Genomic DNA, 16925 nt, shown 5'->3' on the forward strand with positions numbered 1-16925 from the left:
GGATGTCACTACTGGTGTGAAGGTTCGGTACCCCTCGTGTTGATCGGGCGTCAGGACATACGGTCGGCCATGGCCGCGGCATTGTCGTCGCGGACGGCTCCCGCGGCGATGTTGCTGCTCGGCGAGGTCGGCGTCGGCAAGACCACTCTCCTGGACATGGCGGTCCACGAGGCCCTCGACGAGGGGACCAGGGTCCTTCGCGTACGGGGCAGCGCGGCCGAGACCGAGCTCGCCTTCGCGGGGCTGCACCAGATGCTGATGCCGCTCCTGGACCGGGCCGAGCAGTTGCCGACTCGGCAACGGGCCGCGCTGCTCGGCGCCTTCGGGCTCGGTGACGACCCCACGCCTCCTGACCACATGATGATGAGCCTGGCCGTGCTGACCCTGACGTCCCAGTTCGCCTCGGAGCAGCGGCTGTTGCTCGCCGTGGACGACGCCCAGTGGATCGATCACGGCAGCCTCCAGGTGCTCGGGTTCCTGGCGCGGCGCCTCGCGGGCGAGCCGATCGGGCTGCTCGTCGCCGCGCGTGGCACGCGGCGGCCCGACTGGCTCGATCCGTCGGTCCCGGAGTTGTTGGTGCCCGCGTTGTCTCCGGCCGAGGCGGAGGAACTGCTCGGCGCTCAACCCGCACCGCCGGCAGGAGCCGTTCGGCGCCGCGTCCTGGACACGGCGGCCGGTAACCCGCTGGCCCTGGTCGAGCTGGCGCGTTCGGCGGCCCGGGACGGCGGCGTCTCGCCCCTGGGCCACCTCCCCGTGACCGATCTGGTCGAGCGGACCTTCACCGCGCAGGCCCGCGAACTTCCGTCGGCGACACAGGAAGCGCTGCTCGTCGCGGCGGCGGCCGAAGGCGCCGACCTGGCCGCGGTCCTCGCCGCCCTCGCGCCGGGCACGGACATGGAGGTCTGGAAACCCGCCGAACAGGCGGGCCTCGTGCGACTCCACGCGGACCGGATAGCCTTCCGGCACCCCCTGATCCGGTCGGCGATCTACAGCGCCGCGCCGTTCTCGGAGCGCCGCCGGGTCCACTTGGCGCTCGCCGCCGTGCTGGAAAACAACCCGGACCGTCGAGCGTGGCAGCTGTCGGCGGCGACCGTGGCCCCCGATCCCGGGGTGTCCGCCGCCCTGGAGGGCACCGCGATGCGGGCGTTGAGCCGCGGCGCCCTCGCCGAAGCCCTGAGCGGGCTTGAGCGCTCCGCCCAGCTGCACCCCGCGGCCGCCGACCGGACGCGCCTGCTGACGACGGCCGCCTACGTGGGGGTGCTGGTCGGTGACATCGCGCAGGCGGAGACCCTGGCGGCGAAGGCCGCGTCGGTGAATGAGGATCCGGCGGCGACACCCTGGATATCGGCCCTGACAGGGCTGGTGAACATGCTGATGATGCGGATGGAGTGCGCCTTCGCCCTGGTCGTCCCGGACACGTTGAGCGACGTGGCACGGCTGGACGAGGGCACCTCCACCATCGCCACCGGAATCGCCTACCACTCGGGCATTCCGAGCCAGCGGGAACGGCTGCTGCGGCTGCTGGCCGACCGTGCGCAGGAAGGCATGGAACAGCGCCCGTACGACCTGTGGGACGCCGGTGTCACCGACCCGTTCGGCACGGGGCACCGCGTGCGCGCCCACCTTCGGGCCGCCGCCTCGGCGCCGGGCCGGATTCCCACCGAGACCCACACGCTCGGGGTGCTGTGCATGCTGCTCGACGAGACGGAGACGGCGGTCGCCCTGCTCACCGAGGTCGCGAACCCGCAGTGGGAGCACGCCGCCGCCTTCCATGGCGGGATGACCGCCGCCGATCTGGCCTGGGCCCATCTCGACAGCGGCCGGTGGGCGGACGCCCGGCTCGGCGTCGAGGCGCTGGCCCAACGGTTCCTGACGGGGGAACACATGCTGGGAGCCGTACGGGCCCTGACCGTCCTGGCCACGCTGTGCGCCCTGACCGGGGAACCGGAGACCGCACTGAGGCACGCCCACGCGGCCCTGGCCGTGACGGAGCCCGCGGGAGCGGCCGGCACCGTGGTCCGCGCCCGCCGGGCCGCGGGCCTGGCGGCCACCGCACTGGGTGACCATGCTTCGGCCTACGGACACTTCCGGTCCCTCTTCGACTGGTCGGGGACGCCGGTCCACTACCACCTGTCCTGCTATGCCGTCGCCGACCTCGCCGCGGCGGCCCTGCTCACCGGGCACACCGACGACGCCTCGGCGGCCCTCAAGCAGGTCGTCGCGGAAGTGGCCGACGGCGCATCGCCGCGACTGCGGCAGATCCTGGACCGGGCACGAGCACTGCTGGCCGATCCGGGGGAGGCGGGCGCGCACTTCCAGAGCGCTCTGGAGGACCCGGCCGGACACCGCTGGCCCTTCGAACGCGCCCAGATCTGGCTGGAGTACGGCGAGTGGCTGCGCAGGCAGCGGCAGATCGCGGAGGCACGAGCCGCTCTGACCAAGGCACGTGAGGTGTTCGACGGCCTCGGCGCGGTGTACTGGAGCGAGCGCGCCCAGGCGGAGCTGCGCGCGGCGGGCGTGGCGATCGAGGCCGCGCCGCACAGCGCGTTCCGCACCCTGACCCCGCAGCGCCAGCGGATCGTCCGGCTGGCCGCGCAAGGGCTGACCAACCGTGAGATCGGAGAGCGCCTCTTCCTGTCGCCGCGGACCGTCGGGACCCACCTCTACCAGGTCTTTCCCGCACTCGGGGTCACCTCGCGGGGACAACTGCGCGACGTGGTGGAGCGCGAAAGCGCCGATTGAACAGAGGCGGGGCGATGACGTAACAGAGGCTAAGTCATCTGACGGATGGCACCGGCGGCGCGGGATTCAACACTGGCGACAAGACAGTCCCACCCCCGCTCGGAGGATCCGTTGAGCGTCGTCACCACCTCGCTGCTGTCGCCCGGTGAACGGGCGGACCACTGGCACAGCCTGTTGTCCGACACGTTCATCCCGCTCGATCTCACGCTGCACGAAGCCGATCCGTCGCCGGGCTCCATCGTCAGCCGACGGCTCGGGTCCCTGCAGTTCTCGGAGGTGGAAGCCGGTCCGCAGACGGTGTCGCGCGACCGGCGCCTGATCGCCCGCGGCGGGGCCCAGTTCCTGATGGTCACCCTGCAGCACGCGGGAACCGCCCGGCTCACGCAGGACGCCCGCCAAGCCCTCGTCACACCCGGCACCTTCACCTGCTCGGACGCCGGGCGCCGCTATACGCGGGAGCAACCGGACCACTTCCGGTTCACCGCGGTGCGCGTGCCCAAGAGCGAGCTGGGCGTGTCCGAATCCGACCTGCGGGCGATCACCGGAACGGTCTTCAACGGCCGGCACGGCACCTCCGGTCTGGTCGCCGGGCATCTGACGCGGCTCTCGCGCTGGGCGGCCGGATACGACGTGTACACCGCGAGACGCCTGGCCATGACCGCCACCGATCTGCTGGCCGTCCTCGTCCGGGAGCGCCGGGGCCTGCTGCACCCACAGTCCTCGGAGGCCACGTACGCCCTGCTGGCGCGCATCAAGGAGTACGCGCTGCGGCACCTGGCCGATCCCGGGCTCTCGCCCGAGCGCCTCGCGGCCGAGCACCACATCTCGGTGCGCTACCTCCACAAGCTCTTCCGGGCGCAGGGAACGACGGTGGGCCGCTGGGTGCGGCACGAGCGGCTGGAGCGCTGCAGGCGCGATCTCGTGGGGCGGCCGGGGGCGGCGGCTCCGGGCGTGTCGGCCGTCGCCCAGCGCTGGGGTTTCGCGAACCCGTCTCACTTCAGCCGAGCCTTCCGAGACGCCTACGCGGTGTCGCCGCGCGAGTGGCAGGCCGGGGTCCGGAGCGTGTGATCCGGGCACAGGCCCGCACGGCCCGCTTCATTGCCGCCGCGGCCGCAGCCCCCTCAACTGCGCGTCGAACGGCACCAGTTCGTCGAAGGGGTCCGCCGGGCGGCGGTGCCCGGCGCGCATGAGTCCGGCCAGTTCACCGGCGGCACGCGCCACCCGGGTGTCGAGCGCGGCGGTGTTGCGGACCCCGCCGCTCGCGCCCCAGTCCTCCGGAGCCGCGAACACGGCGGTCGGCGTCACCGTGGCCCGCAGGTGGGCGAAGAGCGGACGCATCGCGTACTCCAGCGCCAGGGAATGGCGGGCGGTGCCGCCCGTCGCGCCGAGCAGCACCGGTGTGGCGACGAGCGCGTCCCGGTCCACGAGGTCGAAGAAGGATTTGAACAACCCGTTGTACGAGGCGTTGAAGACGGGGGACACCGCGATGAGACCGTCCGCGGCCCTCACTGACTCAAGTGCCGTGCCGAGCGCGGGCGGTGGGAACCCGGTGACCATGTGGTGGGCGATGTCCACCGCCCGCTCGCGGAGGTCGATCACGTCCACGCCGAGGGTGAGGCCCGTGCCGTCCAGTGCGCGGGTGACAGCGGCCGCGATCCGGTCGGCGAGCAGCCTGCTGGAGGACGGTGCCGAGAGCCCGGCGGACACGACGGCCAGCCGCAGTGGACGCGCCACCGGTGTCGGCGCGCTCATCGCGGGTCCCCGACCGTGGGAGTGGTGCGCGACGCGTGGGTGGGGCCGGGCGGGACATCGGCGGGACGTCCCACCGCGAACTCCTTGCGCAGCACCGGTACGACCTCCGCGCCGAGGAGGTCGAGCTGTTCGAGTACGGTCTTGAGGGGCAGGCCCGCGTGGTCCATCAGAAACAGCTGCCGCTGGTAGTGGCCGAAGCTCTCGCGGAACGTCAGGGTCTTCTCGATGACTTCCTGCGGACTGCCCACCGTCAGCGGGGTCTGTTCGGTGAACTCCTCCAGGGACGGGCCGTGCCCGTAGACGGGGGCGTTGTCGAAGTAGGGCCGGAACTCGCGGACGGCGTCCTGGGAGTTGCGCCGGATGAAGGCCTGTCCGCCGAGCCCCACGACGGCCTGCTCGGGTGTGCCGTGGCCGTGGTGGGCGAAGCGGCGGCGGTAGAGCTCGATCAGGCGCCGGAAGTGGTCCTTGGGCCAGAAGATGTTGTTGGCGAAGAACCCGTCGCCGTAGTAGGCGGCCTGCTCCGCGATCTCGGGGCTGCGGATCGAGCCGTGCCACACGAACGGCGGCACACCGTCCAGTGGGCGCGGGGTGGCGGTGAACCCCTGGAGCGGAGTGCGGAATCGGCCTTCCCAGTCGACCACGTCCTCGCTCCAGAGGCGTCGCAGCAGTGCGTAGTTCTCGATCGCCAGGGGGATGCCGTCGCGGATGTCCTGCCCGAACCAGGGGTAGACCGGGCCGGTGTTGCCGCGGCCCATCATCAGATCGACGCGCCCGTCGGCCAGATGCTGGAGCATCGCGTAGTCCTCGGCGATCTTCACCGGGTCGTTGGTCGTGATGAGGGTGGTGGAGGTGGAGAGGATCAGCCGCTCGGTGCGAGCCGCGATGTAGCCCAGCATGGTCGTGGGGGAGGAGGGGACGAACGGCGGGTTGTGGTGCTCTCCGGTCGCGAAGACGTCCAGGCCCACCTCCTCGGCCTTGAGCGCGATGGCGACCATCGCCTTGATCCGCTCGTGTTCGGTGGGAGCCCGCCCGGAGGCCGGGTCGGGCGTGACGTCGCCCACGGTGAAAATGCCGAACTGCACTGGGGTCTCTCCTCGTCGTGAAGGTGGGGGAGGGGGTGTCACAGGGTGCGGCGCACGCCCGCGTGTCGCTCCAGGTCGCGGAGCTGGGTGGTGAGGTCGCCCTCGACGGCGTGATGGGCGGGTCCGCTGCGGCCGATGGGCAGGACTTCCTCGCTGCGCATGTCCTCCAGCATCAGGGCGTAGGCGGCATAGGTCGCGACGAGAGCCACCATTAGGCCGAGTGCGCCGGATGTCCGCGTGAGCCATTCCGCTCCGGGGAGCCCGGCAAGGGCGGTGGCCGCCCACCGGGGCAGCGAGGTGACGATGACGAACCACAGCGCCCGCTTGGGACGCGTCACGAAGGCCATCAGCGCGCCGAAGCACAGGAACGCCAGATTGAAGACGCCGAGCACGCGCACTCCTCCGGGCGCTCCGCTGCCCAGGACGAGGGAGTACGCCAGCCAACTGCCGGCGAACGTGCCCATGAGGGTGGCGGCGATGACGTCCCGGGCCCCGAACGCCAGGACACTGACGAGGAGTTGGAGGAAGAAGGCGGGCAGCACGCACAGGGCGACGGCGCGCCGGTCGGCGGGTTCGAAGACGCCCAGTTGCAGGCAGCCCGTCATCACCGAGGCGATCGCCACGGTGAAGAACCCCAGGGGCAGGGGCGAGGCGATGGGGCGCAGGGTGATCCGCGTCATCGCTCTGAGGTCGGGTTCGAAGCGACGGCCGCCGTCGGCGGGGTCTGTGGTCATCGGATTGGTTTCCTTGTGTGGTTCTGTGTCGGGTCGGCGAATGTCGGACCTCAGTGCGCGAAGCACGGGTCGACGAAGGACGGCGGCGCTTCGGAGCCGAGGCCGCGGACGGCCCGCCACTGGCGGTGGCGCTCGGATTCGGCAACCGCTTCGGCCATGGCGGCCGCCTGCCGCGCCCCGCCCGACTGGTAGCCGCCGAATCGGGCCACCGGTGCCCAGCCGGGGCTGACCGGGGGGATGTCCTCGTCCAGGCCCGCGTACTCGGCGGCCGCGTAGACGATCCGGCCACCGACGACGGTGCACACGGACTCGATGTCGGGGATCATCGCTTCCGGCACGCTGAAGTAGTCGTCGGAGAGGATCGCCAGGTCGCCGTAACTTCCCACGCGCAGACGCCCCTTGACGTGTTCCTCACCGGTGAGCCGGGCTCCTCCCTGGGTGTACAGGACCAGCGCGGTCTCCCGGTCGAGGAGGTTCTCGCGCGGATAGAGCGCCCTGCCGCCGACCGTGCGGCCGGTCACCAGCCAGTGCAGGGCCACCCACGGGTTGTAGGAGGAGACCCGGGTGGCGTCGGTGCCGGCGGCCACGGTCAGGCCCCGGTCGAGCATGGCTCTGACGGGCGGCGTGTGCGCGGTGGCCTCGGCACCGTACCGGTCGAGGAAGGCCGAGCCCTGGAAGGACATGCGGTTCTGCACCGACAGGGCGCCGCCGAGGGCCGCGATACGGTCGAGGCTGTCGCCCGAGACGGTTTCGGCGTGGTCGAACAGCCACCGGTTGTCGCCGGGAAACAGCCCTTCGGCGGCCAGCTTCTCGAAGACCGCCAGGTCACGGCGGATCGTCTCGTCATAGGTGGCATGAAGGCGAAAGCCCCATCCGTTCTCCAGGAGCAGTCGGACGGCCTGCTCGAACTCGCCCTCGTACGGGCCGAGTTCGGGCCGTGGCTCGGAGAAGTTCTCGAAGTCGGCGGCTGCCCACGTCAGATTCTCGCCCGCCCCGTTGAGGCGGAGCCACTCGTCTCCGTCCCCCGGTTTCACGGTCTCGGTCCAGCGTCTGAGATCGGCGAGCTCCTGCCCCGCGGTCTGCGGGAACAGGTGGTAGGCGATGCGCAGCGACAGCTCTCCCGACCGTGCCAGATCGACGACGGTGGCGTAGTGGTCGGGGAAGTTCTGGAAGCCGCCCGCGGCGTCGACCGCCGACGTCAGCCCGAACCGGTTGAGTTCGCGCAGGAAGTGCCGCGTCGAGGTCCGTTTGTCCGCCTCGTCCAGGGCGGGCGCCTTGGCCAGGGTGGAGTACAGGACGAGGGCGCTCGGCGCGGCCAGGAGGACCCCGTTCGGTTCACCGTCCCGGCCCCGGACGATCTGGCCGCCGCGGGGGTCGGGGGTGTCGCGGGTGAACCCGGCGGCCAGCACCGCGGCCCGGTTCATCAGGGCCGACTGGTACAGGTGCAGGACGAACACGGGAGTGTCGGGCGCCGCGGCGTTCAGTTCGGCGACGGTCGGCATCCGGCGCTCGGCGAACTGCTCGGCGGTCCAGCCGCCGACCACCCGGATCCACTGTCCCCTGGGCGTGCGGCCGGCCTGCTCGCGCAGCATCGCCAAGGCGCGACCCAGGCTGCGCACACCGTCCCAGCGCAGTTCCAGTACGTAGTTGAGGCCGCCGCGGATGACGTGCAGGTGAGAGTCGTTGAGACCGGGCACCACCCGGCGGCCCAGCGCGTCGACGACCCGGGTGGCCGGACCGATCAGCCCGGCCAGGTCGTGGTCGTCGCCGAGGGCCGAGACCCGGCCGTCGCGGATCGCGACGGCACGGGCCTCGGGACGGGCGGGGTCTCCCGTGAACACCTTCGCGTTGCGCACGACGACGTCGGCCGCCGGGTGCTCGGGGTGCTGGGCGGGCTGCACCCCGGCGACGGGCATGCTCGTCATGCGAGAGCCTCGCGCAGCGCGGTGACGGCGGTGGTGATGGCGAGCGACGCGGCCTGCGTGTCGCGCAGCGTGTTCAGCATGACGAAGTCGTGGATCGTGCCCAGGACGCGCAGGGCGGCGACGGGAACGCCCGCGGCCCGCAGCTTGGCGGCGTACGCCTCGCCCTCGTCGCGGAGCACATCGGCTTCGGCCGTGATGACGACGGCCCGCGGCAGACCGGAGAGCTGGCCGAGGGAGGCCCTCAGCGGGGAGGCGGTGATGTGCGCGCGCTCCGCCTCGTCGGTCGTGTACTGGTCCCAGAACCAGCGCATCGCATCGCGCCGCAGGAAGTAGCCCTCGGCGAACTGCCGGTAGGAGTCGGTGTCGAAGGCGGCGTCGGTGACCGGGTAGAACAGCACCTGGGCCGCGAGGCGGACGTCACCGCGCTGCTTGGCCATGAGGGTGAGGGCGGCGCTCATGTTGCCGCCCACCGAGTCACCCGCGACGGCGAGCCGGGTGCCATCGAGGCCTCTGCGGTGTCCTTCGTCGGCCACCCACTGCGCGACCCGGTAGTTCTGCTCGATGGCCACGGGGTAGCGGGCCTCGGGCGACAGGTCATACTCGGGGAACACGACCGCCGCACCGGTGCCGACGGCGAGTTCGCGCACCAGCCGGTCATGGGTGTGCGCGTTGCCGAAGACCCAGCCCGCGCCGTGGATGTAGAGAATGACGGGCAGCGGGCCGGTGACGCCGCGAGGACGGACGACGCGGACCCGGACCTCGCCGGTCGGACCGCCCTGGACGGTGATCCACTCCTCGTCGACCGGCGGCAGGGTGATCCCGTCTCCGCTCTGGACGTCGTCGACAGCCTTGCGGCCGTCCTGCACGGGCAGCTGGTAGAGGTACGGCGGCTCGGCGGTGGCCTCGGCGAAGGCCTGGGCGGCGGATTCGAGTACGGGCAGTTCGGACATGAGGGGTCTCCTTGTGGTGGAAGGTGTGGTCGGAGGCTTGTTCAGCAGGTGCTGCGGATGGCGTCGAGAACGACGCGGGCGACGGCATCGGGCCGTGACACCGCAACGGCGTGCGAGGCGTCGACCTCGGTGACCTGCGAGCCTGCGCGCTCGGCCATCCACCGCACGGCGGCCGGGGGGATGTTCTTGTCCGCGGTGGCGATGAGCGCCCACGACGGGATCGACTTCCACGCCGCGTCCCCGGCCGCCTCCTCCAGCGCGGCCGTAGCCACCGGACGCTGGGTCGCTGCCAGCACCGAGGCGTCGGCGAGGGGCACGTCGGCCGCGAACTGACCGGGGAACTTCGCCTGGTCGATGACGAGTTCGGTACCGGTGCCCTCGGGGAGGGGGTACGGCAGCTCCTGGACGGTCTCGCCGAGAGTGGAGCCGGGGAACTTGCCGGACAGCTCCAGCGCGCTCTCGCCGCGGTCGGGAGCGAAGGCGGCGATGTAGACGAGGGCCCTCACCTGGCTGTTGCCCACGGCCGCGCTGCTGATGACCGCACCCCCGTAGGAGTGGCCGACCAGCACGACGGGGCCTTCGACGGTGGCGAGGACGCCGCGCAGATAGTCGGCGTCGCCGGAGAGGCCGCGCAGCGGGTTGGCGGGTGCGATGACCCGGTGGCCCGCGTGGTGCAGTCGACGGATGGTGCCGCTCCAACTGGAGGCGTCGGCGAAGGCGCCGTGAACGAGGACGACGGTGGGCCCGGGGTGCTGCGGCTCGGCGGTGTCCGAGGCTGGTGTGGCCGCATCCGCCGGGCCGGGACGATGGGTCGAAGACATGAAACTCCTTCAGTGCATGGGTGGTTGGGGTTGATACGTCCTGGCTGAGCCGAGGAAGGGCGACCGGCCGAGCACGTTGCTGTGCACGCCGCCCGGCGGGGCGGGGGAGGGGCCGAAGGCGTCGTACGGACTGGCCGGGCCACCAGGGGTGGTGCTTATGGCCGCGACGCCCTTCGTCCGTCCTCCTACGCGCGCACCAGCGGGGTGTCGACGAGGTGCTCCGCCAGGAACCACACCTGCGCTTCGCCGGTGCGCAGGACCTGGGAGACGAGGAGGTCTGTGCTGCCCTCGTCTCCCTCGGCGGAGATGCGAGCTGCGGCATCGCGGGTGTCGATCAGGATGCGCTCGTGGGCGTCGAGCAGGCGCGACAGCATGACCGGGACCTCTTCGACACCGTCCGGCGGGCGGGGAACGGAGGTCAGCTCCGCGACATGGCGCGGGTCGGCGACGGCGACGCCGCCCAGGCTCTGGATCCGCTCGGCCAGGGCGTCCACGACGGCCAGTTGTTCGTCCGCGTGCTTGTCCAGCATGAGGTGGAGGGAGTAGAAGGTGGCTCCCCGCATCAGCCAGTGGTGCTTCTTGTAGAGGGAGTACAGGATCTGGGTGTCGGCGAGCACACGGTTGAGTCGCTGGCAGGCGTACAGCCGGGTGTCGTGGCTCAGGCCGATGGGCAGTTGCTTCAGGGTGCCGAAGGCCTGGGTCTCGGGTCCGCTCTGGTGAAGCAGCGGCTGGCCGCCGCTCCGTGCGGGCGAGGCAGTGGGGGCAGTGGGCAACGGATGCTCCAGTTCACAGGGTGTAGGTGGGGCGCGACGGGTTCGGGCGGTGCAGTACGAGTCGGGTGAGCAGGCCGCTGCCCGCCCCCGCCGCGACGACGAGGGCCGTCCACCACAGGGGGTACGACGCCAGTCCGAGGGCGGCGTCGAGGGAGAACGCGCCGGGCCCGATGGCGGCGAGGGAGCCGGACGTGACGATGAGCACCAGCGGGTACTCGTAGCCGTCGTTCTGCACCCAGAGGCCGTTGGGCCACTTCACGGTGAGGGCGACGGTCATGACGCCGATGGCTCCGGTCGCCGCCAGCGGAGTGAGGAGGCCGGCGGCCAGCAGCAGCCCGGAGCCGATCTGACCGCCGCCGGCCGCGAGCGCGGTGAGCGTGCCGCCGCGGAAACCGTCGGAGCTGAACTCCTGCGTGCCGCCGGCCAGCCCCTTTCCACCGAGGTGCCAACTGACCTTCTGCACGCCGTGGCCCGCGACGAGCAGGCCCACGAGCAGACGCAGGATCAGGATGCCGGTGTCCACGGTCCGTCAGCCGGCCGCGTGCGCGCCGAGCAGGCTCTGGGCGTACACGACGCCGAGCCCGTAAGCGCCCGCGTGCGCCTTGACGATCTCCATCACGGCGCCGTACGTCTCGGTGCGCGCCCAGTCGCGCTGGAGTTCCAGCAGTACCTGGACCCATGTCACCGGCACCGCGCCGGCGGCCGTCATCCGCTGGACGGCGTGCTCGTGCGCGAGGGGACTCACGCCACCGGAGGCATCCGACACCACGTAGATCTCGTAGCCCTGTTCCAGCGCGGACAGCGCGGGAAGCACGAGGCAGACCTCGGTCCACAGACCGGAGAGGATGATCTTCTGGCGTCCGGTCGCCTTGACCGCGGCGACGAGCGCCTCGTCCTCCCAGGCGTTCATCGACGTACGGTCGACGATGTCGTGGTCGGGGAACAGGTCGGCGAGCTGCGGCAGCAACGGCCCGGAGAACGATTCGGCGGCCACGGTGGTCAGGACGACCGGCACGTCGAAGGCCACCGCCGCCTTCGCGAGGCCGACCGTGCTGTTGATGATGGCGGCACGGTCGCCGCTCCCGGTGCCGAAGAACATCTGCGGCTGATGGTCGACGAAGAGCATGACCGAGTTGTCGGGGGTGAGCAGATCACCGCTCGGGGCTGCGTGCACGTTGTCGATGTCGAACATGGGTGGACCTCTTGGTAGGGCGGAAAGGAAGGCCGCCGCGATGACGCGCCGCGGCACACCCCGAAACTACGGAGGCCCGGGTGAGGAGAGTTGCCCGTGAGCGAACGGGCTGTGGCACGACAGCGCACTCTCGTCCGAGCCCGGTGCGGGCCCGTCGGCGGGATCGCTTACCGCCCGCGGCCGGGCCACCTGAGGCACTAACCCACCGCGCACTCCACGCACGGTTCCTGCTGTCCGGACCGCTGGACGGTTACGCGTCGGCCACTCGAACCGGGGTGACGCAGTGGGACACCCGCCGGTCGTGCACGGCTTATTCCGGACGGCCGGACTGGCCAGGTGAAGGCCGACGTGGACGGGCGCCAGGCGCAGTTCGGGCAGTTGGAGCGCCCGGGCCAGGTCGGCGCGAAGGAGGGCGGGCCATGAACTTCTCCCGTCTGCGGCCGTCGCCGGTGAGGCTGCTCGCCCGCGGCAGCTTCCTCGAACACGCTTTACGGAGTACTCCATTCCGGTAGCTTTCTCTCCGATGATTACAACGTGCATGCAAGCGATCGCGGTATGCAATGCCCGCTGGGTTGAGGCCGAACGCCAGGCCCGGGACTGGGCGTTGGGCCATGGCCTCGTCCCCGGGGAGGAGCAGCAGCGTCGGCTGGCGCGGATGGGGCACGGGCGCCTGGCCGGTTGGCTTGCCCCCCATGCCGGCAGCGCGGAGCTGGGAATTCTCGCGCAGTGGAGCGCCTTGATCGCGCTGGTCGACGACGGCTTCGATGAGCAGGGCACGTCGCCGGAGCAGGCCAGGGCCGTGCTGGATCAGCTCCTCGACGTCATCGGGGGCGCGGACGGAACCAGGTGTCCCGTATCGGCGGCGCCCGCGGTGCACGCTCTCGCCGACCTGTGGCAGCGCACCAGGATCGCGGCCCGGCCGGGATGGAGACAACGCTTCCTCGCGCTGTACCAGGACTTCGCCGACGCCACCTGCACCGAGATGCGGCTGCGTGCCCGGGGTGAACGGCTCGGACTCGACGACTACTTGGCGCTGCGCCGCCGCACCATCACGGTGCTGCCGGTGCTCGCCGTGGTGGAACGCGCTCTGCCCGCGGCCGGGGAGCTCGATGGGTTGCGGGACGCGGCCGCCGACATCGTCGCCTGGACCAACGACGTGCGGTCCGCGCCGCGGGAACTCGACGAGGGTACGGACAACCTCGTCGGTGTGCTGGCCCGCCACCACCGGTGCAGCCGGTCCCAGGCGGCGTCGCGGGCCCGGAGCATGCTGGCGGAGCGGATGGACGACTTCGACGGGATCGCGGGCGGCGAGCGGGCGGCGCCGATCCGCCAGGTTCGGGACGGATCGCTGGCCTGGCAACGGGAAACCCACCGCAACCCCACAGGCGCGGGCGTCACCGCCGACCCTCACGAGCGGGGCGTGCGCGCACTCACCCAGCACTTGGCCGCCGCCCTGGATACGCGTGGCGGCGTGGACGACCGGTGCGCCAGCCGTGTGCTGGAGTCCGCGCTGTTGCTGGCCCTGCTGCGCGCACAAGGGGTGGCAGCGGGGGAGCAGAACCGGCTGACGCGCTTCCTTGAAGGGCGTCGGCCGGGTGCGAGCCGCCTCGACGCCCTGCTGATCGACGCTTGTCTGGACCCGGCGGCCATGGCCGGGCGGGCAACGGAGTTGGCGGCCGACCTGCCGACGACGGTCAGCAGCGGCACCGCCGGGCGAGGACGGCTCAAGTCCGCCATGCTGGCCACGGTGCTGCACCTCTTGTGCGGGGCGCCCGTCGATCACGTGGACGCTCCGGCGGCGGCCGGGCCCGACGGCATCACCACCTTCACCGACGTGCATCTTCTGTCGACGCGGGTCATCCACGCGCACGCCAGCGGCCGTCCGTACGCGGTCACCGACGCGGAACGGGCTCGTCTGGTGTCACTGATGTCCTTGGGACAGGACAGGGTGTTGTGGGAGGCCAGCGCCACCACCCACCTGCTCGGGCTGCACGCCGTGCGCACCTTCCGTCCGGGTGCGAAAGTGCTCGACGACGGCGTGCTGCGGTTGTGCCTGGCGATCAACGCCGACGACGGCATGCCGTTCCTGGACAGTCAGGACCTGTGGCTCACCGCCGTGGCGGGACTTGCCTTCACCGGCGAAGACGCCCTGGCGCCGTTCACCGCCCGGATGGCTGATCTCGTGGCGTCCTGGCAGGCCCCGGACGGGGGCTGGCCGTTCGCCACGGGCATGCGGCAGACCGATGTGGACACCACGACCCGGTGCATGGAGTTCCTTAACGCGGCCGCACCTGACCGCCACCGAGGCGCCCTTGAGCGGGCGACCCGGTACCTGACCGACATCGCCGGTCCGGACGGCGCCTTCCCCACCTGGGTGCGCGGCGACGCGCCGGATCTGGACATGACCGCCGGCGCGATCCTCGCGCTGGCCCGCGACGCGGCACAGCACGAGGAACTCCTCGCTGGGGCACTGGAGTTCGTTCTGAACGCGCAGCTTCCCGACGGCACCTTCGAGCGCAGCTGGACGGTCAGCGAGTCCAGCGCCATCCTGCGGGCCCTGGACGCGCTCCACGCGATCCCCGTGACGAATCCGGAGGTGGCTGCCCGGATCGCCGCAGCCACCTCTCGGTCGGTGGCACGTCTGGCCGCCACACAGCACCTCGACGGCGGCTGGGGCCAGTTGCCCGACGATCCCAGCGACGTGCTGTCCACCGCGCAGGCCGTTCCCGTTCTGGCGCGCCACGGCGACCCGCTCGCGGTCGGCCGGGCGGTCACCTATCTGCTGGACAAACAGGACCCCGACGGCGGGTTCACCTCGCCGCCCGACCAGGTCGGCCCGCGCCCGCTGCCGTTCGACTACCCGGTGCTCACCGACCTCCACACCCTGTCCGCCCTGCGTTCCGCCCGGGTCCCCACCATTCCGGCGCTGCCCGGCGCCCGTGTCCCCACGCCAACAGCTCGCCGGTCGCTGTCAGGCACGTCCCGCAACGGTTGGTCGGCGCTGCACGCCGGGCTGCGCGGCGTGCTCCTGACGCCGGAGCAGGCCGCCTACGAGCAGGCCCGCCTGCTGGTCAACCAACGCTTCGACGGCATCCGCCCGCAGGCGATCGCCTACCCGGCCGATGTCCAGGACGTAGTGGAATGCGTGAACTTCGCGAGGGCCGAGGGCATCGCGCTGGCCCTGCGCTCCGGTGGCCACAGCTACGCCGGGTACTCCACCGGGCCCGGCCTCGTGCTCGACGTCAGCTCGCTCAACTCCGCCCATGTGGGCGGGGGACGGGCGCTGTTCGGAGCCGGCGTCAAAGGCGGGCAGGCCCACCTGGCGCTCGGCGCGGCAGGAGCCGGGCTGCCGCTGGGCCGGTGCCCGACCATCGGGCTGGCCGGGGTCACCCTCGGTGGAGGGCTGAGCGCGTTCACCCGAGCGTGGGGGCTGGCCTGCGACCGTCTGACCGAGATCGAGATCGTCACCGCGGACGGCCGAGTCCGCCGGGTACGCCCGGACTCACCGTCCCCGGCGGACGACCTGTTCTGGGCCCTGTGTGGTGGAGGCGGAGGCAACTTCGGCGTGGTCACTGCGTTGGAATTCGCCACCGAGGACATCCGTGACCTCACCTACACGCGGTTCATGGTCACCTGGCCCGCCACGGCGACCGCTTCCGTGATCCAGGGCTGGACGGTCTTCAACGCCGACCCCACGACCCCGCGTGCGGTGTGCAGTGCCTTCGAGCAGCTCAGCGACTGCGGCATGCCCTCGCTGCCCACGGTGACCGGCACCTTCATCGGCTCGCCCGGGGAGCTCGAACCCGTACTGGACCGCCTGGTCGCGGCGGTGGGCGGGCCTGAAAGCGGCCGGGTGATCGTCCCTTGCGACTACACGCGGGCCGCCTGCGAAGCCGACCGCTGGGGCGGCGGCACCTGGGGCCCCCGAGTCGCGTTCGCGGCGAAGTCCCACATCGTGCGTGAACCACTCGACTCGGCTTCAGCAGCCGAAATGGCCGCGTGCGTCGAGGAGTTGCACCATCTCCCCGGCGTGGGCGGGGCTGGCGGTCTGCTCATCGACGCCCTCGGCGGTGCGGTCAACGACCGGCCCTCCCACGCCACCGCCTTCCCCCACCGCTCAGCCGTCGGTGTCGTCCAGTACCACTCCTACTGGCACCAGTTCACCGACCGCACGCACGTCGAGCGGCGGCTCGCGTGGCTCCGTGACATCCACGGCGCCATGCACACCCATCTCGGAGCCGGGGGCTACACCAATGGCATGGACCCCGAACTCACCGACTGGCAGGAGGCCTACCACGGCGCGAACTACCCGAAGATGCAACGCGTCAAGGCCGCCTACGATGCCGGGCAACTGTTCACCTTTCCTCAGGCGGTGACACCTCCGGGCAGTGTGGAGACAGACGGCGCGGGGAGCGCGGCGGTCAGGTGCTGAGCAGCCGGTTGAAGAACGAGCGGTACTGCTGCAGTGCGACGCGCAGATCCTCGGTCGCCACCTCCTCGCCGCGATGCCACTGGTTTTCGAGGTCGCGCTTGTGCGTCGAGAAGGTCGTGGCCAGGGCCTGCATCGTCTCGGCGACCAACTGGTCGGCCGCGTTGACGGAGTCCTTCGGGTCGTCGACGAATTGGCTCTGGATCCGTTGCCACCTGGCGCGGAACTCCTCCTGTTCGGCCCCCAGCAGCGGTTCGTTGTCCTGAGCGGCTTCCGAGTCGTCGCCTACATGGTCGGATACCTGCCCGGCATCATCCCGTCGCTCCTCCCGACCGCCGGTGGTGGCCTCACCGGGGTATGCGGGCGCGGTGTCGTCGAGTCCCGGCGCCTCGCTCTCGATGTCCTGCTGCCCGGTGCCGGCCAGGTCCTCCGTGGTCAGAGCGCCGCTGTCATCGGGTCGGGGTGTTTCCGTGTCACGCATCTCTACACATCCATCCGTACGTCGCAGTTGGTCGAACGTCACGG

Annotated in this window: 13 protein-coding genes; 3 read left to right on the top strand and 10 right to left on the bottom strand. The window is 71.4% G+C overall.

Annotated features, from left to right (window positions below):
* Nucleotides 1-36 precede the first annotated feature (36 nt).
* Both AC07F3_RS16135 and AC07F3_RS16140 read left to right on the top strand, forming a co-directional pair.
* Nucleotides 37-2742, top strand: a complete 2706-nt coding sequence (locus AC07F3_RS16135) for an AAA family ATPase (RefSeq protein ID WP_479114464.1) — start codon at nt 37-39, stop codon at nt 2740-2742.
* 111 nt (nt 2743-2853) lie between these two features.
* Nucleotides 2854-3810: an AraC-like ligand-binding domain-containing protein gene (locus AC07F3_RS16140; protein ID WP_479114465.1), complete on the top strand. Its 957-nt coding sequence runs from the start codon at nt 2854-2856 to the stop codon at nt 3808-3810.
* A 27-nt stretch (nt 3811-3837) separates the two neighbouring features.
* Here AC07F3_RS16140 and AC07F3_RS16145 read toward each other — a convergent pair whose 3' ends face one another.
* The 9 genes from AC07F3_RS16145 to AC07F3_RS16185 all read right to left on the bottom strand — a co-directional run bounded on the left by AC07F3_RS16145 (nt 3838) and on the right by AC07F3_RS16185 (nt 11971).
* Complete coding sequence (locus tag AC07F3_RS16145) at nt 3838-4494, bottom strand: FMN reductase (protein ID WP_479114467.1); 657 nt, start codon at nt 4492-4494, stop codon at nt 3838-3840.
* Nucleotides 4491-5576 carry an LLM class flavin-dependent oxidoreductase gene (locus AC07F3_RS16150; protein ID WP_479114469.1) on the bottom strand — a complete coding sequence of 362 codons (1086 nt, stop codon included), beginning with the start codon at nt 5574-5576 and terminating at the stop codon, nt 4491-4493. Before AC07F3_RS16150 ends, AC07F3_RS16145 begins: the two co-directional genes overlap by 4 nt.
* Nucleotides 5577-5614: 38 nt before the next feature.
* A complete protein-coding gene (locus tag AC07F3_RS16155) occupies nt 5615-6310 on the bottom strand; it encodes a GPR1/FUN34/YaaH family transporter (RefSeq protein ID WP_479114471.1) in 696 nt (231 codons plus the stop codon).
* 50 nt (nt 6311-6360) lie between these two features.
* On the bottom strand, nt 6361-8235 hold the full coding sequence (locus tag AC07F3_RS16160; RefSeq protein ID WP_479114473.1) for an amidohydrolase: 1875 nt from the start codon (nt 8233-8235) through the stop codon (nt 6361-6363).
* A complete protein-coding gene (locus tag AC07F3_RS16165) occupies nt 8232-9185 on the bottom strand; it encodes an alpha/beta hydrolase (protein WP_479114475.1) in 954 nt (317 codons plus the stop codon). The genes AC07F3_RS16160 and AC07F3_RS16165 overlap by 4 nt, the downstream gene beginning before the upstream one ends.
* Before the next feature lie 41 nt (nt 9186-9226).
* A complete protein-coding gene (locus tag AC07F3_RS16170; protein ID WP_479114477.1) occupies nt 9227-10006 on the bottom strand; it encodes an alpha/beta fold hydrolase in 780 nt (259 codons plus the stop codon).
* Nucleotides 10007-10191: 185 nt separating this feature from the next.
* Nucleotides 10192-10779: a Dps family protein gene (locus tag AC07F3_RS16175; RefSeq protein ID WP_479114479.1), complete on the bottom strand. Its 588-nt coding sequence runs from the start codon at nt 10777-10779 to the stop codon at nt 10192-10194.
* 13 nt (nt 10780-10792) lie between these two features.
* Nucleotides 10793-11302 (bottom strand): DoxX family protein, encoded by a 510-nt coding sequence (locus AC07F3_RS16180; protein ID WP_479114481.1) that lies wholly within the window; start codon nt 11300-11302, stop codon nt 10793-10795.
* Nucleotides 11303-11308: 6 nt separating this feature from the next.
* A complete protein-coding gene (locus tag AC07F3_RS16185; RefSeq protein ID WP_479114483.1) occupies nt 11309-11971 on the bottom strand; it encodes a hydrolase in 663 nt (220 codons plus the stop codon).
* A 655-nt stretch (nt 11972-12626) separates the two neighbouring features.
* Between AC07F3_RS16185 and AC07F3_RS16190 the strand changes: the two genes are divergently transcribed.
* Nucleotides 12627-16403 carry a terpene synthase family protein gene (locus AC07F3_RS16190; protein WP_479114485.1) on the top strand — a complete coding sequence of 1259 codons (3777 nt, stop codon included), beginning with the start codon at nt 12627-12629 and terminating at the stop codon, nt 16401-16403.
* Here AC07F3_RS16190 and AC07F3_RS16195 read toward each other — a convergent pair.
* Complete coding sequence (locus tag AC07F3_RS16195; RefSeq protein ID WP_479114487.1) at nt 16393-16923, bottom strand: hypothetical protein; 531 nt, start codon at nt 16921-16923, stop codon at nt 16393-16395. The genes AC07F3_RS16190 and AC07F3_RS16195 overlap by 11 nt on opposite strands.
* Nucleotides 16924-16925 lie beyond the last annotated feature (2 nt).

This window comes from Streptomyces sp. NPDC045846, assembly GCF_056431605.1.

Coding starts and splice junctions, on each gene's coding strand:
- AC07F3_RS16185 (WP_479114483.1), bottom strand. CDS start 11,971: ATGTTCGACATCGACAACGTGCACGCAGCCCCGAGCGGTGATCTGCTC.
- AC07F3_RS16165 (WP_479114475.1), bottom strand. CDS start 9,185: ATGTCCGAACTGCCCGTACTCGAATCCGCCGCCCAGGCCTTCGCCGAG.
- AC07F3_RS16160 (WP_479114473.1), bottom strand. CDS start 8,235: ATGACGAGCATGCCCGTCGCCGGGGTGCAGCCCGCCCAGCACCCCGAG.
- AC07F3_RS16145 (WP_479114467.1), bottom strand. CDS start 4,494: ATGAGCGCGCCGACACCGGTGGCGCGTCCACTGCGGCTGGCCGTCGTG.
- AC07F3_RS16190 (WP_479114485.1), top strand. CDS start 12,627: ATGGGGCACGGGCGCCTGGCCGGTTGGCTTGCCCCCCATGCCGGCAGC.
- AC07F3_RS16155 (WP_479114471.1), bottom strand. CDS start 6,310: ATGACCACAGACCCCGCCGACGGCGGCCGTCGCTTCGAACCCGACCTC.
- AC07F3_RS16170 (WP_479114477.1), bottom strand. CDS start 10,006: ATGTCTTCGACCCATCGTCCCGGCCCGGCGGATGCGGCCACACCAGCC.